Genomic DNA, 22561 nt, shown 5'->3' on the forward strand with positions numbered 1-22561 from the left:
TGTTATTTTTTAGATCTATAAGTAAGAGTCAAACCAAATTGGGGTTGAGTGAGGAAATCGTTGTGGATAAAAGGTTCTAAAGTAAGACGTTCATCAACATTGAACTGCTTGAGGTGGGCATCTACATTTGCCTCGATAATATTTAAGGTGTACAAAGCTACTCCTATGAGAATAGAGAGTTCCTTATTACGGCGATAGAACTGTATGCCTCGACGCAATCCATCGGTGCTGAGACGTGGTTGTCCATCAGAGCGATTACCATAAAACTCATCATCAGTAAAGCCTTGTTGGCGACGTTTGTAGGCGGAGAGATAACGATCGTATTCCTTAGAGTTTTGTACATAGAAGTATATAGGGGTTCCGATAGCAATATATACCAAAGGTACTTTCCAGTAGCTTTTGTTGTATATCTGTCCCAAACCAGGGATAACAGCCGAATAGAAAGCTGCTTTGGCAGGCGAAAGAGGATCGGTATTCCAAGGAACTTTTTTCATATTGTCTTGCATAACGGCTACCTGCATAGAATCGGAGGGTACTTCTACCACTTCCTCTGTATCGTTTTGTGCGTACGAAATACCCACTCCCATAAGGAGTACCATTATGAAAACAATTGTTCTACTCATCTTTTTTGTGTAATAAACTTTGGATACGTTTGAAATCTTCCTCTGAGGTAAAGGGAATGGTAAGGCTGCCTTTGCCATCTTTACTCATTTTTACGGCAACTTTAGTGCCAAAAAAATGATTGAAACTACTCATATTTTCTTTGATATAAGTAGGTACTTCAGTTTTACTATTGCTTTTAGGGATTTGAATACTTACCACATTAGGTGTTTCGGGGTTTTGCAAGCGGCGTACTAACTCTTCGGTATCACGTACAGATAGGTTATCGGAAATGATACGTTGGTACACTTCGGCTTGTTGTTCAGGGGCTTCTATAGCGATAATCGCACGACCGTGCCCCATAGAGATAAAGCCATCGCGTATACCTGTTTGAATGATAGGTGCAAGCTTCAGCAAACGCAAATAGTTAGTGATTGTAGAACGTTTTTTACCTACGCGTTTGCTCATTTGGTCTTGAGTGAGGTTTACCTGCTCAATGAGCTGTTGGTAAGAAAGAGCAATTTCTATAGGGTCTAAATCCTGACGTTGGATATTCTCAACCAAAGCCATTGTAAGCGACTCGTTGTCATCGGCGATACGGATATAGGCAGGGATTGTTTTGAGCCCAGCTAATTTAGAAGCTCTAAAACGGCGTTCGCCAGAAATGAGTTGATATTTGTTTTCTCCGTCGAGTTTGCGTACGGTGATAGGTTGTACAACTCCTAATTCCTCAATAGAGGAAGCGAGCCCTTGTAGTTCTTCTTCATTAAAAGAAGTACGAGGCTGAAAAGGGTTTGTTTCTATTAGGTCGAGTTCAAGCTCTATGATATTTCCTACGATCTTATCGGCATTCTTATCTTTGATAGAATTGATAGCCACTTCGGGGCTATTGCCAAAAATAGCTGAAATACCTCTCCCCAAGGCAGGTTTTTTAGCAGGTTTCGTCATTATGCAGTTTTGTTTTTATCTATAATCTCTTGAGCTAAGTTGATGTGATTAGTAGCTCCTTTACTAGTGGCATCATAGTTGATGATAGTTTCACCAAAACTAGGAGCTTCGCTAAGGCGTACGTTGCGCTGGATAATGGTTTTGAATACCATATCACTGAAGTGTTTTTGCACTTCTTCTACCACTTGATTAGAGAGTCGCAAACGAGCATCGTACATAGTTAGCAACAAGCCTTCGATATCCAAATCGGGATTGAAGGTTTTTTGTACACTTTTAATAGTATTGAGGAGTTTGCCTAATCCTTCCAGAGCGAAGTATTCGCATTGGATAGGTACGATCACCGAGTTGGCTGCTGTAAGAGCATTCAGTGTGATGAGACCTAAGGAAGGAGCACAGTCGATTAAAATATAATCATACTCATCTTTGATAGATTCTAAGGCTTTTTTAAGCATAAACTCACGTTGTTCTTTGTCAACCAACTCAATTTCGATAGCCACCAAATTGATATGAGCAGCGATAAGGTCGAGATTTGGAGAGGTAGTGTGAACAATCATATCTTTAGCTTCCATTGTGTGTTCTAAAAGCTCATAAGTACCGTGCTCAATAGAATCTACATCAATACCTAAGCCAGAAGTAGCATTTGCTTGTGGGTCGGCATCAATGAGTAATACTTTTTTCTCCAATACGCCTAATGAGGCGGCTAAGTTCACAGAGGTAGTAGTTTTTCCCACACCTCCTTTTTGGTTTGCAATAGCTATTATTTTACCCATAGATTTAGTGTTTTTAAAAGTTAAAAGGAAGACCTTGTTTGGCTACATTAGCTAATTCTAATTCATTAAGTTCTGTAGCTTTGGCAATAGCCTTGTTGAGTGTGATAATCAAATAATCTTCTAAGGCTTCTTTGTCTTCTAATAAAGCCTCGTTTATTTGAATGCTTTTAATTTCTCGATTGGCAGTAATAGTTACTTTTACACTGCCATCAGAGGCAATTTCATCAACTAATACGTGATTTAAGCGCGCTTTAGCCTCTTCTATTTTTTGCTGGGTTTCTTTGAGTTTCCCCATCATTCCCATCATATCTCCAAACATAATATTTTATTTTTTTCAGAGGGCAAAAGTACAACTTTTTTTGAAACATCACACAAAAAATACAATCAATAATTGAGCGACCATTATTCGCAAGAAGGTAGTAAGCGGATAAACACTTGCATACGTAAGGGCTGGTACTTCAGAATTATTCATTTCATTGGCAAATGCCAAAGCAGGAGGATCAGTAGAGGCGCCAGAGAGCAAACCACAAATTTCCAAATAGTCTAACTTTTCTTTGATACGGGCTACTAAAGATGTAATAATGAGAGGTATAAGGGTGATAAGAGCCCCCAATCCCATCCAATATAAACCTTGACCGTGCAATAAGGTTTGGACAAATTGCGCTCGAGCATCTAAGCCCACACTAGCGAGGAAGAGCACGATACCAATTTCTCGCACCATTAAATTAGCACTTTGTGATACATAATGGGTAACTGAGAATTTACCACCATAACGGCTGATAAGTATTGCTACAATGAGAGGACCACCCGCCAAACCTAAGCGGACTGCTCCAGGTATACCAGGTATAGAAAAAGGAATGCTACCTAAAAGCACCCCAAGAGTGATACCCATAAAAAGTTCGGCTATATGAGGGGTTTGCAAGCGGCGTTTGGAGTTTCCAAACTCTTTGCTCACGAGTTGTATATGAGTCTCGTCGCCTATTACAGTAATTGTATCGCCAAACTGCAACTTGGTATGAGCAGAAGGCACAAACTCTACCCCTGCACGGAATACACGGCTAATGGTTACTCCAAAACGTCGGCGTACATCTAATTCGGCTAAGGTTTTGGTAAAAATAGCACGTTGTGTTACGTTGATGCGACGTGAGGTGTAACGCATATCTTTTTCATCAGGGAAATAATCGGTAATTGATACACTATCTCCCATTAGGGTAAAGAACTTTTCATTCTCTTTTTGGTTGGCTACAATTAGAACTATATCGCCTTCTTCTATGAGAGTTTCGGCATTAGCTAATAAGATTTCACCTTTTCGGCACATACGTGAGATAGTAAAATCAAAATCAAGTGTTTTTTTGATAACACTTAATTTTTTTCCAAATAAAGAAGGGTTGGTAACTTTGATAGCAAAGCGGTTGATTACCACTTGGTCTTTAGAATGGCGTACAGAATTTAAGCGTTTTTCAGAATCTAAATTTACTTTGAAAATACTTTTTAAACCTAACATTACAATGATGATACCCAATACACCAAAAGGATAAGCTACTGCGTACATTGTAGTGAGCGAGGGAGCTTCTTCACCAAATTTTTCGGCAAGAGCAGCATTGGCAGCTCCTAACCCAGGGGTATTGGTTACAGCACCTGACATTATCCCTACTAAGGTTGACATATCAGTTTGAGTAATGTAGTGAATTGCTATAACAGTTGCTACACAAGTAACGATAGAAAGAATAGCTAATAAATTGAGTTTGATACCTTCTCTTTTAAAAGCTGAGAAAAATCCGGGTCCTACTTGTAATCCTATGGTATACACGAATAAAATAAGCCCAAATTCTTTTATGAAGTGCTGAATGTGCATATTAACAGTAAAGCCCATTTCAGCCATAGCAATACCTGCAAATAGTACCCAAGCGATACCGAATGAGATGCCAAATATTTTTATTTTACCTAAGGCAACTCCTACTGCGATGACAACGCTATACACTATCACGGTGTAGGCAACACTTTCGTGGTTAGTCATCAAATTCCAAAGCCAGTCCATTTAATGTTTAATGATTAATGTTTAGTGTTTAATGATTAATTATTTATTAGTATAAACTTTGCCAAAGATGTGAGCCACATGGGCAGAGAACTTTGGCAAAGTTAAAATTTTATTTTATCCTAAGAAAGGGTAGCGATAGTCTACAGGGGGTACAAAAGTTTCTTTGATGAGGCGTGGTGATACCCAACGCAATAGATTTTGGGCAGAGCCAGCCTTATCGTTAGTACCTGAGGCACGTGCGCCACCGAAAGGTTGTTGTCCAACGACAGCTCCTGTAGGTTTATCGTTTACATAGAAGTTACCAGCGGCGTTTTCGAGAGCTTTCACGGCTTCGTCTATGGCATAACGACAAGTAGCAAATACAGCTCCAGTGAGAGCATAAGCTGAAGTTTGGTCTACTAATTTAAGGGTTTCCTCCCATTTAGAGTCGTCGTATACATACACGGTTACTACAGGACCAAAAAGTTCAGTTTCCATAGTGGTGTAATGAGGATTGGTAGTAACAATCACTGTAGGTTCAATGAAATAACCTTTGCTCTTGTCGTAACCACCACCTACGAATATCTCGGCATCTTTATCTTTTTTAGCTTGGTCGATATATTTAGCTAATTTATCGAAAGAATGTTCGTGAATAACGGCAGTTATAAAATTTTCGAAGTTTTCGGGAGAGCCCATTTTGAAGGATAATACATCTTCTTTTACGAAGGCTAAGGTTTCATTGGCTTTAGATTCAGGTAAGTAGACGCGAGAGGCAGCACTACATTTTTGTCCTTGATACTCAAAAGCTCCACGAGTAATAGCAGTAGCCACTTGTTTAGGGCAAGCGCTTGGGTGCGCAAGGATAAAGTCTTTACCCCCTGTTTCGCCTACGATTTTGGGGTAGGAACGGTAGTTATGGATGTTGTTACCTATTTTTTTCCAAATATCTTGAAATACATTGGTAGAGCCCGTAAAGTGGATACCAGCGAAGTGAGGGCTAGCAAGTAGTGTATCGGTAATCATGGCGGCATCGCCGTGTAGTACATTGATAACGCCATCTGGCAAACCTGCTTTCTTAAATACTTCTACTATCATATTGGCTGAAAATACTTGCGAAGCACTTGGTTTCCATATTACTACGTTACCCATTAAGGCAGCACTGGCAGGCAGATTACCTGAAATAGCTGTAAAGTTGAATGGAGTAACAGCATATACAAAACCTTCTAAGGGGCGGTATTCTACGCGATTCCAAACACCTTCAGAAGAGTTGGGTTGGTCGTTATAGATATTAGCCATAAACTCTACGTTGAAGCGCAAGAAGTCTATTAGCTCGCAAGCAGAATCTATTTCAGCTTGGTGTACAGTTTTAGATTGTGCTATCATTGTAGCAGCATTCATTTTAGCGCGGTAAGGACCAGCGATAAGGTCGGCTGCTTTTAAGAAGATAGCAGCGCGTTCTTCCCACGCAAGGTCAGCCCATTTCTTACGAGCTTCAAGGGCTACAGCTATCGCTTTTTCTACCTCTGCTTTGCCAGCGTTGTGGTAAACGCCCAAGCAGTGCTTGTGGTCGTGTGGGGGGTGCATCTCGCTCGTATTGCCAGTGCGTACTTCCTCACTGCCAATGTATAGCGGAGCGTCTACACGGGTGTTCCACAATTCTTTGTAAGCTTTTAGCACCGCTTCGCGCTCAGGGCTACCTGGTGCATAACTCTTTACGGGCTCATTTACAGCCTTAGGTACTTTAAAAAATCCTTTTCCCATTGTTATTTTGTGTTTTAAGTTTGTTGATGTATTAAAAATTTTCGGCTAAGATACAACAATTATTTGAACCACCAAAATTTAGAAAGGAAATCATATAAAAACTTTGCCAAAGGTCATAACTTGTTGTATTATGACCTTTGGCAAAGCAATGTTATTTATTTTTGTTTTACAAGAAAGTACCACTACTTTCAGGAGAGAGGTCTGATGAGAGAATATCATTATAGTCTTTTTCGATTTCATCTTTACTTACACCAAATTCGCGCACAGCATCCTCTATTTGTTTATCTTCTGCTATGATATCGTGGTAAATGTGTATTGGGACTTTCACCTCCATAACTTTATTAGCAGGAAGGGTACTATAAGTTAATCCAGCGGGTTTGGTAGCGAAATAGCCTAACACAATATGCAAATTGAAATTTACATAAGCTCTTTTGATTTCAAAAAAGCCTTTTAAACCTATTTGCTCTTTACGGAGTACACCTTTGGGGGCATTGGGGTTATTGTCTATTCCTGCTCCTCCTTTGATGTACAACTCTTCAGGATTGGTATCACGATATTTGTATCGCAAGGCTTCAGCTTGGGTAGGCACTGTAGTATTGCTAGCTACAGCTGTGAAATTATCGGCGATAAAGAAGAATTGATAGTGATTAGGAGCCTGACCAGTAGTCAAGAGTGAGTTTATACGTTTGCCCTCTTTATCATAGAAGATAAGTTCTATTCCAGAGAGTGACACTCCAGCTTGATCATTACTTCCTTCCCAACGGATAGCGGTAGGATTATCGCTTGCTGGGGTAATAACGCCATTTTTGTTCTCAAAATAGAAACGTTGTACTGTTTTGAGGTATTTCACGGGGTAGTCGGGGTTGCCGTGGAAATAGCCGTGAGAATGCCCTTTGGTAAAACGCACTTCAAGTCGGCTCCACTTAGCTACAAACTCTTCGGTAGTAGCTGTGGTGGTGGAGGTAGTGGTAGCGGTAGTGGTAGAAGATTGCGTAGTAGGAGGGGTTACTTTATTATCGTCTTTACTGCAAGAGACAGAAAGAAAAGTAACAAATATTGAGAGCAATGAGATTTTAAAAAGGTCGTATATATTTTTCATCGTTTTTTAATATTAAAAAGGTTATTGTTTAATTTCTATGGGTAGTGTCATATCCGAGTCTAATTGAAAAGCATTAGAGTATTCCACTACGTTATAAGGGCGTTCTTCTTGGGTTTGAGGGTTGAGTTTATTAGCAATAATAAAGTGTGCTAACTTGATACGCAACTTATAATCGCCAGCCGTAGCCTCGTCTTTGATGTGAAAAACGCCTTTTAGACCGATAGGATCACGTAGTTCAGGGTGTTTTTTATCCCAAGTGCGCAAGCGCAAATTTACTCCTTGTGTGCCATAAGTGCCATTTTCAGGGTCCGTATCTTGATATTCATAACTTACAGCTTTGTTCATAGCGGTTACCATCGCATCTCTTCCTTCTTTATTTCCAGGGTAATTTCCTTGAAATAACTGAAAGAAATGTTGGTGGATAGGTGCCATTTCAGCAGTTACAAACTCATGGTTCATACGAGCTCCATTGTTGTAATAGACAATCTCAAAACGGTATTCGTGTCCTATTTGCCATTGTATAGGGGTATTGATGTCATATACTATATCTTTAGGTGACTTATTAGCGGTGCGCTCTTGTACCTCGTTAGTGCCTATATCGGTAATGATAAACTGCACCTTATCAGGCATATCGTGTCCTCTGTCCTTAGTTTCATCAGTAGGAGCTTTAGGTTGGGTATTGTCTTTACTACAGCTGCTTGCTGCAAAACATATTATAGCTATTAAGCTAATAGTTTTTAAAAAATGTGATATTTTTTTCATTTTGATGTTTTTTTAAAAATTATAAATCAATCTTACGAATACATTTCTACCCAAATCGTGTGCGTAATACCTAAAACGATTGGTGTATTCCTTGTATTCAGTGTTTAAAAGGTTTTCAGCAGAAAGCCTTATTCCTAAAGTTTGCTGCTCACCTATCTTCAGAGTTATTCCTATATTAGCCTCAAAAAGGTGATAAGCATCAGGTGTAGTAGGAACTAACTCTTGTGAAGACTCAAAGCGAGTTTGTTTGGCTACAAAAGTATGCCCTATACCTATGGTAAAGTTTCTTAGCAATCCTCTATTGCCGTCTACATTCCATTTTAACTGCTGATTCACACGTGGAGCAGAGATAAACGGAAAATAACGCTTGGTTTGCATCTCATTAGCAAATACTACAGATCCTTTCAGTTCATAACTTAGCTCATTGTCACTTTGGTTATACCATTTTACTAGAGGTAATTTTGCTTCGAGGTCTATGCCTCTAAAGAAAGCATCTGCTTGAGTGTACTGAAAGATAGGGTACACACCCGAAAAGAGAGTGCGCACTTCTCCCGTAGGATAATCGTAAATGTAGTTCTTTATCCATTGTAAATACATATCTACATTCACTCGTAGTCTTGGGCGATTATAAGCAAAAGAGGTAAGCCATTTAACCCCTGTTTCCGATTGTAGTGTCTCATCGCCTAAGTCGTAGGTGCCTGCCCCGTGGTGTAACCCACTGCTGTACAGCTCATTTACGTGAGGGGCACGCCAAGCTACCCCTATATTTGTACTAAGGTCTATCCATTTATAGTGGTATGATGCTCCTGCTGTATAAGTAAGATTATGAAACTGATGTTCGCCCCCGTAGCGTTGTGAATACATATCGTAACCATCAGCATTGAGGTATTTGTAGTCATACCTAAGTCCAGCTTCAGCCATCCATCTATTAGAGTGATAACGCTGTATCCCAAAAGCTCCATAACTAAGGGAAGCAAAGTTAGGGATTACAGGCACAACCCCAGTACCAGGTTGGTTATAGTTATCTTGCTTACCAAAACTACCTCCTAAGGTTGTTTGCCAATAATTATAACTATTTTCCCAATCTACATCAAGGGTGTGAGAGGTGAGCTCCATATTCAGCGCAGGGATACGTGTTCTATCCATTCGGCGCACACTAAACTCTTGGCGTATATCCTTCTGAAAAGCGTATTGTGTGGTGAGTTTACCGCCAAAAGGCAAATAGTAAAACGCTTTAGTTTTCAATAGATGATGCACAACCTTTTGTTTAGGAGCGTTGATAGTGTACGAAAACGGATAAGTAGTCAGCGGCCTGCCGATTTCAAACCTGCCTAATAGGTCGTCTAAATTACCGATGTGAGAACCATAAAACACACTACTTTCGTTCTCATAACGGCTGTAAAACACTTCAGCAGTACCTTGCTTTTTTTGTACACCCGTAGCTACCGAAAAGTTCGCCTCACGGGCTGCGGTGTTGTTCAGCAGATAGTTAGCGGTACTGAGGTCGCCCGAACGTTTTAGGGTACCTTGCACCCGCCACGCCCACGAATGTAGCTTGGGTACAGACCCCTCTACGCTTGCAGTTAGGGCAGTCTTTCTACCGTTAGACGCAAATGAAGGTAATAACCTGCCGTGCATACCATCACCATAAGGCAATTTCTTAGGCGCTATGAGGATTACTCCCCCAAGAGCATCTGAACCATATCGCACAGCATTAGCTCCTTTTACTATCGTTATTTGGTCGGCAACCATAGGGTCTATTTCAGGAGCGTGATCAGCTCCCCATTGTTGTCCCTCTTGGCGCACCTCATTGTTGAGTATCAAGATACGATTGCTGTGCAAGCCGTGAATGACTGGTTTAGCAATGCTAGCTCCCGTTTGTATCATTGAGACCCCAGCTACTTGGGTAAGTACTTTGGCTAATTCGTCACCCGAATGCTGTATAAAATTCTCTTTTTTGATAACATTTAGGATGCAAGGCAATTTGCATTCCACTACAGAAGTGTTATGACCTACCACCGTTACTGCATCTAACTGACTAACAGTTTCTTTCATCACTACTTTATAAGGTTGAGCAATGGGTATACTGATAGTAGCTTCGTAATCGTGATAGCCTAGATAAGTGATTTTGATAGGGAGAGTCCCTTTAGTAAGTTTTTCAATAGTTACTTTGCCGTTAGAATCTGTTAGGTAGTGTTTTCCCATAAAGTGTACCACTGCACCTACTAAAGGCAATTGCTGTGTGTCTTCTACTTGCAGTTGTAATCGGCTTTGTCCAAAAGAGGAAAGCGCACACAAAAGCAGCAGAAGAGATAATATCTTTTGCATAAGAATTTAATTTGAAAAATAGTCGGTTTTTCAATTTGCTAATTTAGCAAATTGACTCATTGACAAACCAACTGGGGGACCTCTTGAAAAGATAGCAAAGGCGGTTTGAGGAATGCCTTTTTCAATAAAGAAGAATACAGTAGAAACTGTTTGCTCCCATAAATGATAGGTAAAGAAAGAAGGAGCAAAAAACTGATGTAAGTGCAAAAAGATACAATCATAATGAGTGTCTACAGCTGAAAGATGCGATTCGTGATGACATTCATCACCTGTAGCTATAGCGCATAATTCTTCCTTAGTCTGGTGATTATGAAAGAATTCACCCACTGGGAAAGCTACCTTTAGCATACATAAGAGAAGCAAAAAGGCAAAGATGCGTGTATATACAGATTGTTTCTTCATCGTTTTCAATTTGCAAAATTACTAAATAGTTATGAAATACCAAAGAATTAATAGTTAGTTTTTATCATTAGAGAACTTAGATTTACTAAACAACTCTTACTTTTTTGCTAAATTGCTAATTTTTCTATACTTTTGCCCCTTGATTTATGACAATACAGAAACTCATATCCTTCATTTATTCTACCAAGCTGATGGCAATCCTCTTCATTGTTTTTGCTGTTGCTATGGCAGTAGGAACTTTTGTAGAAAATAGTTATGATACCGATACCGCCCGCATTTGGGTGTATAACACTTGGTGGTTAGAGGCGATAATGGGGCTTTTTGTGGTAAATTTTATAGGGAATATCTCCCGCTATCGATTGCTCAAAAAAGAGAATTGGGCAGTGCTGGTATTACACCTTTCTTGGGTGTTTATCATCGTAGGGGCTGGGGTTACGCGCTACTTTGGCAATGAAGGTATGATTTCTCTACGTGAAGGAGAAACTACAAATACTTACCTTTCCGACCGCACTTATATCACTGTAATGGTAGATGGCAATTATCAAGGAGCTCCCTTGCGTAAAAAGAAACAAAAAGAGGTGCTTTTCTCAACTCATACTTCTAATCATTACAAGTGGACATCCGACTTTAAAGGCAAACCTTTTAGTATTACTTATAAATCGTTTAAACGTATAAGTGAAGGAATGAATGCCTTGGTATTGGAAGTTGTTTCAGGTAATCAGCGCAAAGAAGTAACAGTAATGGGCAAACGCGATGTGCAACACCCTTCTACCACTATAGATTTGAATGGCTTGCAGTTTCACCTAAGCTATGGACCACGTGAAGAAAAATTGCCTTTTAGTCTCACCCTCAACGATTTTATAGCTGAAAAATACCCTGGTACTGAGAATAGTTATGCTTCCTTTAAAAGCAAAGTAACCGTGAGTGGGGGAGGGGAGACCTTTCCTTATGATATTGAGATGAATCATATTCTCAATTATCAAGGTTATCGCTTGTTCCAATCTTCTTTTCACCCCGATGAACAAGGTACTATACTCTCGGTAAATCGTGACTTTTGGGGTACCCTCATCACTTACATAGGTTATATACTGCTCTTCGGCAGTCTGCTGGCGTTTATGTTTGTAGGCAAATCCCGATTTAGGAAACTCAATCAGCAACTTAAAGATTTGCAAGCCAAAAGGGTTGCAATAGTTTTGGCATTATGTTTCGGCTCTTTGGCTACAGCCCAAACTCCTATGGTAGTACCCGACAAAGCGCACGCTGAAAAATTTGGTGCAATGCTCATTCAAGATGATGGGCGCTTTAAGCCCGTGAATACCTTTTCTTCAGAACTCTTGCGCAAACTTAGCAAACACGATACTTATAAAGGTTTAACTTCCGATCAAGTTTTGATTTCTATGCTCCTCAGTCCGCAAGCGTGGTATGAGTCGGATATTATCTATGTGAAGAAAGCTAATGATAGTTTACATCGTTTTTTGGGAGTTCCCAAAGGAACTAAATGGGTAAAACCCAAAGATTTTTTTGATGCAAAAGGGCAGTACAAGCTCGCCCCTTTATTGAAAGATATTTACAACACAAATACTCCTAACCAATTTCAAAAAGATTTTAAGGAAGTAGATCAACGTATTGGGTTGCTCAACAGAGCACTACAAGGCGATATTTTTAAGGTCTTCCCTGTGCCTAATGACCCTAATCATAAGTGGATTTCGCACTTGGATTACGTAAACGACACCCTACAAATCAACGACCCACTGTATAAACAATTTGTAAAGAACGCACTACCTGCTTACCTTATTTTGCTACAACAAGCCACTGAAACAGACGATTATAGCAAAGCTGAAAAGGTGCTTAACAATATCAAGCTACAACAAGAATTTTACTCGGCTGAGGTATTACCTTCACCTGCGAAAGTACAAACTGAATTGTGGTACAATCGCATCAATATTTTTGAACAACTCTTTCAAGCGTATTTATATCTTGGTACAGTGTTATTTATAGTACTACTATGGCATATTTTTATGCCAAAACGAATTTTTAGAAGACTTACCCAAATAGGTATAGCCTTGCTGTGGCTCTGTTTTATTCTGCATACTGTGGGACTTATTGTTCGTTGGTACCTCTCGGGGCACGCACCTTTTAGTGATGCGTATGAGAGTATGATATATGTAGGATGGTCGGCTATTGGGGTAGGGATTTTCTTTTCTCGACGTTCACCTCTTGCAGTTGCTGCTACGGCTTTTGTAACCGCTATGATACTGATGATTGCGCATTGGAATTGGATGGATCCTGCTATTGGAACTCTTCAACCCGTACTCAATAGCTATTGGCTGATGCTACACGTTGCCGTGATTGTAGGTAGTTATGGACCTTTTGCCTTAGGAATGCTCTTAGGTGTAATCAACCTCCTACTGATGATAGTTACTACCCGCAAGAACGCTCATAAAATCAACCTTATACAACAAGAACTCACTATCGTAAACGAATTAGCTCTTACAGTGGGGCTCGTGATGCTCACCATAGGCAACTTTTTAGGAGGTATGTGGGCAAACGAAAGCTGGGGACGTTATTGGGGCTGGGATCCAAAAGAAACTTGGGCATTGATTAGCATTATGGTTTACGCCTTAGTGATACACCTGCGCTTGATACCCCATTGGCGCGGACGATGGGCGTTCAACTTTATGAGCATTGTTGCCTTTGGCAGTATCCTAATGACCTATTTTGGCGTGAATTTCTACCTTACAGGTATGCACAGCTATGCTACAGGCGATAAAATTATCACCCCTGCTTTTGTGTATTATGCTGTGGGTATAGTGCTGTTGTTAGGACTGGTATCGTATTTGAGAGTGAGAAAAGCATTACAAGTTTTGCCGAACTCTAATACTAATTCCTAATTTCTAACTCCTAAATTGTTAATTATTAATTGTAAATTGTTAATTGAATGAAGTCTTATATCAACGGAATAGCCTGCATATCGGCTCAACCTACTTTCTTAACTCCTCATTTCCTCGATGAAGCCCTAAAGGTTACTCCAGAGGAAGTGTGTTACGCTCAAGAACCTTCTTATAAAGAATATATTGCCCCTAATGCTAGTCGTCGTATGGCTAAAGGTGTAAAAATGGGTATAGCCACTGCTACCGAAGCCTTAAAAGAAGCACATATCACTACCCCTGATGCTATTTTGGTGGGTACGGGTATGGGATGCCTGCAAGATTCTGAAAAATTCCTTACAGCGCTTATCAATGATAACGAGGAGCACCTCACCCCCACGGCTTTTATACAATCTACTCATAATACTGTTGCGGGGCAGATAGCTCTTTTGTTGCAGTGCAAAGGAGAAAACTTTACCTATGTAAATGGGGCTGTATCATTTGAATCAGCTTTGTTAGATGCCAAAATGCAAATGGAACAAGACACTATCAATACGGCTTTGGTAGGAGGTGTAGATGAACACAGTCCGCACACTTTGTATTTATATGATTTAGTAGGGCTTGACCAAAAAGGGGAAGGAGCGAGTTTCTTTGCTTTATCAACAGAGGCTACCCCTAATACCTATGGAGAACTTGTGGATGTAGCTTTGTACAATGAACTCACTCCCGAGCAACAACAAAAAGCCCTAAACGACTTTCTTTATCGCCACCATCTTACCCTCTCTAATATAGACTTGATACTTACTGGTGAATCAGAAAATCGTTCTTGGGAACGCCCTACCTTGCACTACAAAAACCTGAGTAGTGAGTATTACACAGCCTCAGCTTTCGGATTTTGGTTGGCTTGCCAAGTACTACAAAAGCAAACCCTTCCTGCCATTTGCGAGCTTACTCTCTCCACCCCTATACAATATATTTTATTAGTAAATTCATATAGAGGCAAAGATTTTAGTTTTCTACTGTTGAAGAAATAAAAGAGGTTGTTTGAAAAGTCTTAAAATTGACTTTACAACTTGTGTCTTTGGTAGAGTTTCATACTTTGCTAAATTTTATTGATTTGATAATCAATAGGTTTTAGAATGTTTTGTGTAGGGGCGTTTTGTAAACGCCCACATAAATAGAACTTTTTCGGACTGTCCTTTCATTGTAAAAAGGTTGCCAAAGTTTGATCTTTATTTTGTAGGATCTTTTCAAAATTAAACTTTTCAGATAGTATCTTTCCATTTTATATTTATTGTATTTAGCATTATACGAGTATTTTAATTTGAAAATCAACTAATGTTTAAATTTTCTCATTAGTGCTGATAAATAAAGTTATGTATAAAATCTCTTTTTGAAAGATAGATAAATATATTAGGATTGATAATAAAACGCTTTTAGTTTAAATTTATTCAAAAAGTTTGTAATAAATAGAGTAAAAAGATCTTTTCAATAAAAAACTGAATTTCTATGTTTGTTGAAAAAATAACTCAAATATTTGTAAGGAAGAAAAATGTATGTTACTTTTGCCGTACTAAAACAACTTTTATTGTAGAAAAACTAAAGTATTTGCCGTTAGATGAAAATTTGTAAAATAATATAATACAAGAAGTTTTTTTAGTCTTAATTTCGTGTAAATCCGTGAAATCCGTGCGAGGTTTTCCTTAACAAAGTATCAACTCTATATCATTTAAACATTGAACAAATATCTTTTTACAATCGCAATATTTATCAGTGCTCTTGTAACAGCATTTATACAAAATGCTCCTTGGTGGGTATATGTATTATTAATAGTGTTGTTTTTAGGCATTATCTCTTGGGGCGTATTCGATATCCGCCTCTCTTATTTTGTCAAAACACAATACTTCTTAAAGGGGCGTCCAGCAAAAACAGTAGCGCTAACTTTTGATGATGGTCCCTCTGAACTTACACCACAATTTTTAGACCTTTTACAGAAATACAACGCCAAAGCAGTCTTTTTTTGTGTAGGCAAACAAATACAAAAGTATCCAGAGGTCATCAAACGTATGCAAGCTGAAGGTCATTTAGTGGCAAATCATACCTTTACTCATCAACCTAAAAACATTCTGCACGCAAAAGCCCTTGCCAACGAAATTCGTCATACCGATGAAGCATTGGCGCACTTGGATATCGTTACCCCATATTTCCGACCTCCATACGGAATCACCTCACCACCCGTTGCTAGAGCAATTCGGGCAACAGCTAAAAAAGCTATAGGATGGGATGTACGCTCATTAGACACCGTAATACACGATGAAGACAAGCTTTTTCATCGCATTGTGCGCAAACTTACCAATGGCAATATTATATTGATGCACGACCGTCTGCCCCATACCCTCACCGTTTTGGAACGCTTATTGCAGTACCTCAAAGAAAATAACTATACAATTACAAACAATTTAGAATGAAAAAACTCTTAATATTCCTTATTTGTGTTGCACCTTTAACAATCAGTGCCCAAGCCCTTACTGAAGCCCAAATACGCGACTTCAAAACGCTGACCATTGCTAAAAACAAGTCAATCCAAACAATGCAAGCAGATTTTACTCAGAAAAAACATTTGGATTTTATGAGTAAGGATATTGAGACTTTTGGTAAAATGGCATTCGCTAAACCCGATAAACTGAATTGGCAATACACTAAACCTTACCAGTATCGCATTGTTTTTCAGAAAGATAATATCACGGTGAACGATGCAGGTAATGTCTCACAGATGAAAGCTGATAATAAAGTATTTAAAAAAATAAATAACCTTATTGTGAGCTCTATCAGCGGTGATATGTTCAACGAGAAAGAGTTTGCTATGACCTTTGCCAAATCGGGCAAAAGTACATTGGTAAAACTATTGCCCAAGGATAAGACACTTTTGAAATATGTGAGCGAAATACATCTCTATTTCGATGTTGATAGTGTAGTAGAGCGCGTAAAACTGATTGAACCTTCTAAAGACTATACCGAAATCCTATTCAGCAATAAAAAACTAAATACAAAAATTGATGAAGCAAATTTTAAAATATAGTCTGTTTGCTATATGGCTTGGTAGTTGTTCACCTTATTATAAACTCCCTGCAGAATATCAGTCAGTTGCTACAACTCAAACAATTATTGCAAATCCTCACGTAAGAGTAGGGGAGGAGTGTCTCTATCGAACTACCATCACTGCTTATGGGCACACTTTTAGCGGACTCTTAGCAGCTAAAATTACTGCAGACAATACGTGGCGAGTAGCCCTCACTACCGACTTTGGCAACACGCTTTTCGATTTTGAAAACCAAAAAGGAAATATAAAAACTAATTATATAACTCCTGACCTCAATAAAGAAATAGTCATTCGCACCCTTACAACCGACTTTCAAAAGTTACTACAAACTCATTTTACTGTCATCCAAAAATATACTGATGGCACTACAGAGGTACAAAAGTGCAAAGAAGGCAGTGATACAATCTATCTGTTCACTTTAGAGAACAACCTCTTCAAACAGCTTAATATGCAAGGAGAAAAGTTGTACACCACTTATATATATAATCCTAACAACATAACCATAGAACACCATAATCTTACCATTAAAATAGTTTTAGAACCCATTGTTAATTTTTAGTTCTCAATTGTCAATTGTAAAAGATGTTAAAAGATTTTTATAGCCTCAATATTTTAGAAAAGCAAGATACTGAAAATTATCTCTGCACCCTTACCCTAAATCCTCAACACCCTATTTTCGAAGGACATTTTCCTAACAACCCTATCACACCAGGAGTGTGTATGATGCAAATCATCAAAAATCTCACTGAGGAAATTACAGGGTACAAACTTTTCTTAGCCAAAACTACAAATGTAAAGTTTATGGCGCTTATCAACCCTATAACTCACCCCGTATTGCAACTCACACTCGCCATTCAATATAAAGATGCTAATATACAAGTGAAAAATACAACCTCTTTTGATGAAACAGTCGCATTAAAACTTACGAATTTATACAAAATACTATCTTAAAAAGTTCGTTTCCTTACTCATTATGTAAAATGAAAAAAAATAGTTGAAAAAATTGCGCTATGTAAAATAAAATAACTACTTTTGCAATCATTTTAAAAAAAGTATAACAAACAAATAACACTAAAAAGCAATATTAATAGTGGAAAAGGAACGAAAAAAATTTACAGAGAAGAGTTACGAGAAGTTGAAAAATGCAATTCAAGAGATTGTAAATGAGGAGGATAAAAAAGATGTATACGCACTATCTTTTTGCTACACTTGTGATGATGACGATTTGCGATTTCCTAAAATCACGCTGAGCTATAATACCCTTTCAAACGTAAAAGAAGAAAGTTACAATGCCGCTTCTAAAGAAGACGCTAAGTGGAATTTTGATTATTGGTTACAAACTGAAATGGAAACCATAGGAGGTAAAAAAGACAAACTGTTGAAACAGTGGTTTGCTAAAACTCCTCACTTCTATACAGATGAAGAAAACGATCGAGCTATAGAAGAAGATGAAGATTTGTATGACAAACTCCTTAAAAAAGGAGATAGATTTTGCAAAGAATTTATAAAAGAAGCGATCGCTCTTGCTAAACAATTATTAGATGAAGGAGAAATAGAAAAAATATTCGGTCGTAATATTCCTATTATTATTCATCAGCAAGATTTTGAAGAAACTCCCATTATTTGGACTAAAAAAGCCAATCCTGCCAAACTCATTAAAGAGTTTTTGGAATACTGGGATGGTGATGACGATGAATAAAAGAACAATCTACACTTTGCCAAAGCTACGAATACCTCAAAAGGCTCGTATCTTTGGCAATTTTTTATATTTATTCCTAATTTTTAGTGATATGCAAATACTATTTATCTTATTATCTCTTTTTTCTACAACTCTTTGCGCACAAGCAACTTTCAATGCACGTGAAGTAGATGCTGTCGCTTATGATGATAGTGGTAATTATACATTCTTCCAGAAATTAAGAAATGGAAACTATAAGGCTTTAGATTTAGATTTTGATGTTAAATACCCCATAAAAGATAATTTTTTTAATTTTTTATCTCCTTATTGGAGGAAAGATGATGAAGAGTATTCTGAAGAAGAGATTTTAGAAGACAATACTGAAATAATATTTACTAAAGATATAAGTAAAACTTCATTTCAGGATTTTGTAGGAAAAACGTATTGGTGTGATACAGTAATATCCTCTGAAGAGAGAGAAGAAGGACATATTATTTGTGAAATGGTAAATAATCATACCGCAGTGCAGGCACACATAGCTAATAAGATACCCACTTATGGTTTTGGTCAGTATATTATTGATACTCCTAAAGATACACCTCGTTGGCTTACTTTTGATACAAAGCAATATGCTATTTTGATGCTAAAACTAAAAGATAGTAAACAAATATATCTGTTTATTAATGAGAATGGAGATTTGGAGAAAGTTTTTATTCCTATGGGAGATAAAATAGTTTTGATAGATGAAGCTAAGTACACTTTTAGAAAAATCACATCAGAAATATATAATCTCAAAAATTATCGTTATAGCACTCGTGATTTTGATGATTATTTTGAAATATTCCCTAAGGGTAAGAAATATGAAATTATAGACATTTTTAAGAATAAAGCTCTTTTGGGAACCTATGACACTATTATTAGGAATGAGACTTTTATCATTACTAAAAATAAAGAAGAGGTAAATATTTATAACCAATTCTTTCAAAAACTGAATTATGGAAAGGTAAAAAGCGCTCATTTAATTAATTTAGCAGTTGAGGTAGAGGATGAACAAGGAGTAAAATATTACGATAGCACAGGGAAGAGTATACCTAAATCAGCATTGAGAGAATTTAGCTGTGGTACGAGATAGTTAGTACTCCTTATAAATATCTTACATCTAAGAAGCTATTTTTAAAATTCCTACTAATAAAAATTATTTTTTATTCTCAACCCTCCCACCCTCAGTCTCCATTTTCCAGCTTGTCCCCCTTCGGGGTTGTCGGCAATTGCCGAGTAAGTGAGTCGGGGGTTATCCCATCCCTCCGAGTTTCTCCTAGTCCCTCCCACAACTCCCACCGTTCCCACCGCTCTCACTACTCCCACAGCTCTCACTACTCCCACAGCTCTCACTACTCCCACAGCTCTCACCACTCCCACCACTCTCACTACTCCCACAGCTCTCACTACTCCCACCGCTCTCACCACTCCCACCGCTCTCACCACTCCCACCGCTCTCACCACTCCCACCGCTCTCACCACTCCCACCGCTCTCACCACTCCCACCGCTCCCACCGTTCCCACCGCTCCCACAACTCCCACCGCTCCCATCCCTACCCGTGCGGCTCGCACCCCCCTCCAAGTTTCTCCGAGCCTCTCCGAGTTTTTCTTCAAAAAATATTCTCCTCATTTTCAAACAACTACAAAAAACTTTCAAAAAAAGTTGCGAAAAAATTTGCAGGATAAAAAAAACGCCGTACCTTTGCACCCGCAAATGAGACGGACAGCCGCTCTCAGAAAGCGAAAAACAACACGTACATTGACATAATGTTGTACAGCACAAAAAGAAGATTTAAAGAATTGAGTGAAACCTGAAGTCAATAACTTAAGAATCGGTTAAAGATATTAAAGATTTTAACGATGAAGAGTTTGATCCTGGCTCAGGATGAACGCTAGCGGCAGGCCTAACACATGCAAGTCGAGGGAGAGGTTACCTTCGGGTAACCAAAACCGGCGCACGGGTGCGTAACGCGTATACAATCTGCCTTTCACATAGGGATAGCCCGAAGAAATTTGGATTAATACCTAATGGTATATAGGAGCGGCATCGTTTTTATATTAAAGCTACGGTGGTGAAAGATGAGTATGCGTTCTATTAGCTAGTTGGAGAGGTAACGGCTCCCCAAGGCGACGATAGATAGGGGTTCTGAGAGGGATGTCCCCCACACTGGTACTGAGATACGGACCAGACTCCTACGGGAGGCAGCAGTGAGGAATATTGGACAATGGTCGGAAGACTGATCCAGCCATGCCGCGTGCAGGATGAAGGTCCTATGGATTGTAAACTGCTTTTGTAAGGGAAGAATAAGGAGTACGTGTACTTTGATGACGGTACCTTACGAATAAGCATCGGCTAACTCCGTGCCAGCAGCCGCGGTAATACGGAGGATGCGAGCGTTATCCGGAATCATTGGGTTTAAAGGGTCCGTAGGCGGGCTGATAAGTCAGAGGTGAAAGCGCTTAGCTCAACTAAGCAACTGCCTTTGAAACTGTCAGTCTTGAATGATTGTGAAGTAGTTGGAATGTGTAGTGTAGCGGTGAAATGCTTAGATATTACACAGAACACCGATAGCGAAGGCATATTACTAACAATTTATTGACGCTGATGGACGAAAGCGTGGGGAGCGAACAGGATTAGATACCCTGGTAGTCCACGCTGTAAACGATGGATACTAGCTGTTTGGAGCAATCTGAGTGGCTAAGCGAAAGTGATAAGTATCCCACCTGGGGAGTACGCACGCAAGTGTGAAACTCAAAGGAATTGACGGGGGCCCGCACAAGCGGTGGAGCATGTGGTTTAATTCGATGATACGCGAGGAACCTTACCAAGGTTTAAATGGGAACTGACAGAGGTAGAGATACCTCCTTCTTCGGACAGTTTTCAAGGTGCTGCATGGTTGTCGTCAGCTCGTGCCGTGAGGTGTCAGGTTAAGTCCTATAACGAGCGCAACCCCTGCCATTAGTTGCTAACGAGTCAAGTCGAGCCCTCTAGTGGGACTGCCGGTGCAAACCGTGAGGAAGGTGGGGATGACGTCAAATCATCACGGCCCTTACATCTTGGGCTACACACGTGCTACAATGGCCGTTACAGAGAGCAGCCACTGCGCGAGCAGGAGCGAATCTATAAAGACGGTCACAGTTCGGATCGGAGTCTGCAACTCGACTCCGTGAAGCTGGAATCGCTAGTAATCGGATATCAGCCATGATCCGGTGAATACGTTCCCGGGCCTTGTACACACCGCCCGTCAAGCCATGGAAGCTGGGGGTACCTGAAGACGGTCACCGCGAGGAGCTGTTTAGGGTAAAACTAGTGACTGGGGCTAAGTCGTAACAAGGTAGCCGTACCGGAAGGTGCGGCTGGAACACCTCCTTTCTAGAGATGACCGATAATTGAACATCGGACTAACTCATTCTTTAAATCTTGCTGACAACAAAAAATAAGCAGTCTCATAGCTCAGCTGGTTAGAGCGCTACACTGATAATGTAGAGGTCGGCAGTTCGAGTCTGCCTGGGACTACAATAAGCTAAAGAAGGAAATTCTAGAAGCTGAAGAGAGACGAATAGCATAAATCGTAATTCGTAATTCGTAACTCGTCATTAAGCACGGGGAATTAGCTCAGCTGGCTAGAGCACCTGCCTTGCACGCAGGGGGTCAAGGGTTCGAATCCCTTATTCTCCACAACAACAGTACATTGACATATTGGGATAAAGAGCATAAGAGATCAATAATAGATTATTGATAATCTAACGAAAAATATTAAAAAGAATCAAAGAGAACGAGGTATTTATTTAATTGATAATTGTTAATTGTTAATTGAATAAAACTACAAGCGCGAAAAGTTATGTAAGGGCGTATGGGGGATGCCTAGGCTCTCAGAGGCGAAGAAGGACGTGATAAGCTGCGAAAAGTTGCGTGGATTGGCACATACGAGTTGATACGCAAATATCCGAATGGGGCAACCCAGTACATTGAAGATGTACTACATCGTAAAGATGGGCAAACCCGCTGAACTGAAACATCTAAGTAGGCGGAGGAGAAGAAAACAAAAGTGATTCCCAAAGTAGTGGCGAGCGAAATGGGAACAGCCCAAACCCATATTGTTACGGCAATATGGGGGTTGTAGGACCCAGATATAGGTTGTAAAGCTGGATTAGAAGTGTTTGGAAAGACACACCATAGAGAGTGATAG

At 39.4% G+C, this 22561-nt stretch carries 19 protein-coding genes, 2 tRNA genes and 2 rRNA genes; 13 read left to right on the forward strand and 10 right to left on the reverse strand.

Translation table 11 applies throughout. The annotated features are described in order from the left end of the window. Nucleotides 1-2: 2 nt before the first annotated feature. From DR017_RS06215 to DR017_RS06260, 10 genes are all read right to left on the reverse strand, one after another. Nucleotides 3-623, reverse strand: coding sequence for a DUF5683 domain-containing protein (locus DR017_RS06215; protein WP_040361747.1), 621 nt, complete (start codon nucleotides 621-623; stop codon nucleotides 3-5). Next, entirely contained in the window at nucleotides 616-1548 is a 933-nt protein-coding gene (locus tag DR017_RS06220) for a ParB/RepB/Spo0J family partition protein (protein ID WP_002681452.1), read from the reverse strand. Before DR017_RS06220 ends, DR017_RS06215 begins: the two co-directional genes overlap by 8 nt. After that, complete coding sequence (locus DR017_RS06225) at nucleotides 1548-2318, reverse strand: ParA family protein (protein ID WP_002681430.1); 771 nt, start codon at nucleotides 2316-2318, stop codon at nucleotides 1548-1550. Before DR017_RS06225 ends, DR017_RS06220 begins: the two co-directional genes overlap by 1 nt. 13 nt (nucleotides 2319-2331) lie before the next feature. Continuing rightward, the gene (locus DR017_RS06230) at nucleotides 2332-2637 is read right to left on the reverse strand and encodes a YbaB/EbfC family nucleoid-associated protein (protein ID WP_002681444.1); all 306 of its coding nucleotides are present in this window, start codon (nucleotides 2635-2637) and stop codon (nucleotides 2332-2334) included. 48 nt (nucleotides 2638-2685) lie between these two features. Continuing rightward, a complete protein-coding gene (locus DR017_RS06235) occupies nucleotides 2686-4356 on the reverse strand; it encodes a putative transporter (RefSeq protein WP_002681448.1) in 1671 nt (556 codons plus the stop codon). Nucleotides 4357-4470: 114 nt separating this feature from the next. Beyond that, a complete protein-coding gene (gene pruA, locus DR017_RS06240; RefSeq protein ID WP_002681427.1) occupies nucleotides 4471-6096 on the reverse strand; it encodes an L-glutamate gamma-semialdehyde dehydrogenase in 1626 nt (541 codons plus the stop codon). Nucleotides 6097-6262: 166 nt separating this feature from the next. After that, the gene (locus DR017_RS06245; RefSeq protein ID WP_002681455.1) at nucleotides 6263-7195 is read right to left on the reverse strand and encodes a hypothetical protein; all 933 of its coding nucleotides are present in this window, start codon (nucleotides 7193-7195) and stop codon (nucleotides 6263-6265) included. A gap of 21 nt (nucleotides 7196-7216) precedes the next feature. After that, nucleotides 7217-7957 carry a hypothetical protein gene (locus DR017_RS06250; RefSeq protein WP_002681442.1) on the reverse strand — a complete coding sequence of 247 codons (741 nt, stop codon included), beginning with the start codon at nucleotides 7955-7957 and terminating at the stop codon, nucleotides 7217-7219. Nucleotides 7958-7969: 12 nt separating this feature from the next. Further along, nucleotides 7970-10285 carry a TonB-dependent receptor gene (locus tag DR017_RS06255; protein ID WP_002681492.1) on the reverse strand — a complete coding sequence of 772 codons (2316 nt, stop codon included), beginning with the start codon at nucleotides 10283-10285 and terminating at the stop codon, nucleotides 7970-7972. Between the two features lie 30 nt (nucleotides 10286-10315). Next, nucleotides 10316-10687 carry a hypothetical protein gene (locus DR017_RS06260; RefSeq protein ID WP_002681435.1) on the reverse strand — a complete coding sequence of 124 codons (372 nt, stop codon included), beginning with the start codon at nucleotides 10685-10687 and terminating at the stop codon, nucleotides 10316-10318. A gap of 191 nt (nucleotides 10688-10878) precedes the next feature. Between DR017_RS06260 and DR017_RS06265 the strand changes: the two genes are divergently transcribed. The 13 genes from DR017_RS06265 to DR017_RS06325 all read left to right on the forward strand — a co-directional run. After that, nucleotides 10879-13578 carry a cytochrome c biogenesis protein gene (locus DR017_RS06265; RefSeq protein ID WP_002681460.1) on the forward strand — a complete coding sequence of 900 codons (2700 nt, stop codon included), beginning with the start codon at nucleotides 10879-10881 and terminating at the stop codon, nucleotides 13576-13578. A gap of 47 nt (nucleotides 13579-13625) precedes the next feature. After that, nucleotides 13626-14588 (forward strand): beta-ketoacyl synthase chain length factor, encoded by a 963-nt coding sequence (locus DR017_RS06270; protein WP_002681421.1) that lies wholly within the window; start codon nucleotides 13626-13628, stop codon nucleotides 14586-14588. A 702-nt stretch (nucleotides 14589-15290) separates the two neighbouring features. After that, nucleotides 15291-16022: a polysaccharide deacetylase family protein gene (locus tag DR017_RS06275; protein WP_002681473.1), complete on the forward strand. Its 732-nt coding sequence runs from the start codon at nucleotides 15291-15293 to the stop codon at nucleotides 16020-16022. After that, a complete protein-coding gene (gene lolA2 / locus DR017_RS06280; RefSeq protein WP_002681487.1) occupies nucleotides 16019-16633 on the forward strand; it encodes a flexirubin biosynthesis/transport protein LolA2 in 615 nt (204 codons plus the stop codon). Before DR017_RS06275 ends, lolA2 begins: the two co-directional genes overlap by 4 nt. Beyond that, nucleotides 16611-17213 carry a flexirubin biosynthesis protein LolB2 gene (gene lolB2 / locus DR017_RS06285; protein ID WP_002681476.1) on the forward strand — a complete coding sequence of 201 codons (603 nt, stop codon included), beginning with the start codon at nucleotides 16611-16613 and terminating at the stop codon, nucleotides 17211-17213. Before lolA2 ends, lolB2 begins: the two co-directional genes overlap by 23 nt. 23 nt (nucleotides 17214-17236) lie before the next feature. Further along, on the forward strand, nucleotides 17237-17605 hold the full coding sequence (locus DR017_RS06290; protein WP_002681424.1) for an ApeI family dehydratase: 369 nt from the start codon (nucleotides 17237-17239) through the stop codon (nucleotides 17603-17605). Between the two features lie 139 nt (nucleotides 17606-17744). Then, on the forward strand, nucleotides 17745-18353 hold the full coding sequence (locus DR017_RS06295; RefSeq protein WP_002681470.1) for a hypothetical protein: 609 nt from the start codon (nucleotides 17745-17747) through the stop codon (nucleotides 18351-18353). Further along, nucleotides 18346-19464, forward strand: a complete 1119-nt coding sequence (locus DR017_RS06300) for a hypothetical protein (RefSeq protein WP_232034001.1) — start codon at nucleotides 18346-18348, stop codon at nucleotides 19462-19464. The genes DR017_RS06295 and DR017_RS06300 overlap by 8 nt, the downstream gene beginning before the upstream one ends. 147 nt (nucleotides 19465-19611) lie before the next feature. Next, nucleotides 19612-20139 (forward strand): hypothetical protein, encoded by a 528-nt coding sequence (locus tag DR017_RS14175; protein ID WP_177706943.1) that lies wholly within the window; start codon nucleotides 19612-19614, stop codon nucleotides 20137-20139. 89 nt (nucleotides 20140-20228) lie between these two features. Continuing rightward, nucleotides 20229-21744 (forward strand): 16S ribosomal RNA (locus DR017_RS06310). Between the two features lie 70 nt (nucleotides 21745-21814). Next, nucleotides 21815-21888: transfer RNA gene (locus DR017_RS06315), tRNA-Ile, on the forward strand. An 88-nt stretch (nucleotides 21889-21976) separates the two neighbouring features. After that, nucleotides 21977-22050 (forward strand) — tRNA-Ala (locus DR017_RS06320). 154 nt (nucleotides 22051-22204) lie between these two features. Continuing rightward, a 23S ribosomal RNA gene (locus DR017_RS06325) occupies nucleotides 22205-22561 on the forward strand; the annotation flags it as partial.

The sequence above is a fragment of the Capnocytophaga sputigena genome, assembly GCF_900446695.1.
GTDB lineage: Bacteria > Bacteroidota > Bacteroidia > Flavobacteriales > Flavobacteriaceae > Capnocytophaga > Capnocytophaga sputigena.

Bases quoted from the DNA above. Each gene is read 5' to 3' on its own strand.
- DR017_RS06215 (WP_040361747.1), bottom strand. From the start codon at position 623: ATGAGTAGAACAATTGTTTTCATAATGGTACTCCTTATGGGAGTGGGT.
- DR017_RS06220 (WP_002681452.1), bottom strand. From the start codon at position 1,548: ATGACGAAACCTGCTAAAAAACCTGCCTTGGGGAGAGGTATTTCAGCT.
- DR017_RS06225 (WP_002681430.1), bottom strand. From the start codon at position 2,318: ATGGGTAAAATAATAGCTATTGCAAACCAAAAAGGAGGTGTGGGAAAA.
- DR017_RS06230 (WP_002681444.1), bottom strand. From the start codon at position 2,637: ATGTTTGGAGATATGATGGGAATGATGGGGAAACTCAAAGAAACCCAG.
- DR017_RS06235 (WP_002681448.1), bottom strand. From the start codon at position 4,356: ATGGACTGGCTTTGGAATTTGATGACTAACCACGAAAGTGTTGCCTAC.
- pruA (WP_002681427.1), bottom strand. From the start codon at position 6,096: ATGGGAAAAGGATTTTTTAAAGTACCTAAGGCTGTAAATGAGCCCGTA.
- DR017_RS06245 (WP_002681455.1), bottom strand. From the start codon at position 7,195: ATGAAAAATATATACGACCTTTTTAAAATCTCATTGCTCTCAATATTT.
- DR017_RS06250 (WP_002681442.1), bottom strand. From the start codon at position 7,957: ATGAAAAAAATATCACATTTTTTAAAAACTATTAGCTTAATAGCTATA.
- DR017_RS06255 (WP_002681492.1), bottom strand. From the start codon at position 10,285: ATGCAAAAGATATTATCTCTTCTGCTGCTTTTGTGTGCGCTTTCCTCT.
- DR017_RS06260 (WP_002681435.1), bottom strand. From the start codon at position 10,687: ATGAAGAAACAATCTGTATATACACGCATCTTTGCCTTTTTGCTTCTC.
- DR017_RS06265 (WP_002681460.1), top strand. From the start codon at position 10,879: ATGGCAATCCTCTTCATTGTTTTTGCTGTTGCTATGGCAGTAGGAACT.
- DR017_RS06270 (WP_002681421.1), top strand. From the start codon at position 13,626: ATGAAGTCTTATATCAACGGAATAGCCTGCATATCGGCTCAACCTACT.
- lolA2 (WP_002681487.1), top strand. From the start codon at position 16,019: ATGAAAAAACTCTTAATATTCCTTATTTGTGTTGCACCTTTAACAATC.
- lolB2 (WP_002681476.1), top strand. From the start codon at position 16,611: ATGAAGCAAATTTTAAAATATAGTCTGTTTGCTATATGGCTTGGTAGT.
- DR017_RS06290 (WP_002681424.1), top strand. From the start codon at position 17,237: ATGTTAAAAGATTTTTATAGCCTCAATATTTTAGAAAAGCAAGATACT.
- DR017_RS06300 (WP_232034001.1), top strand. From the start codon at position 18,346: ATGAATAAAAGAACAATCTACACTTTGCCAAAGCTACGAATACCTCAA.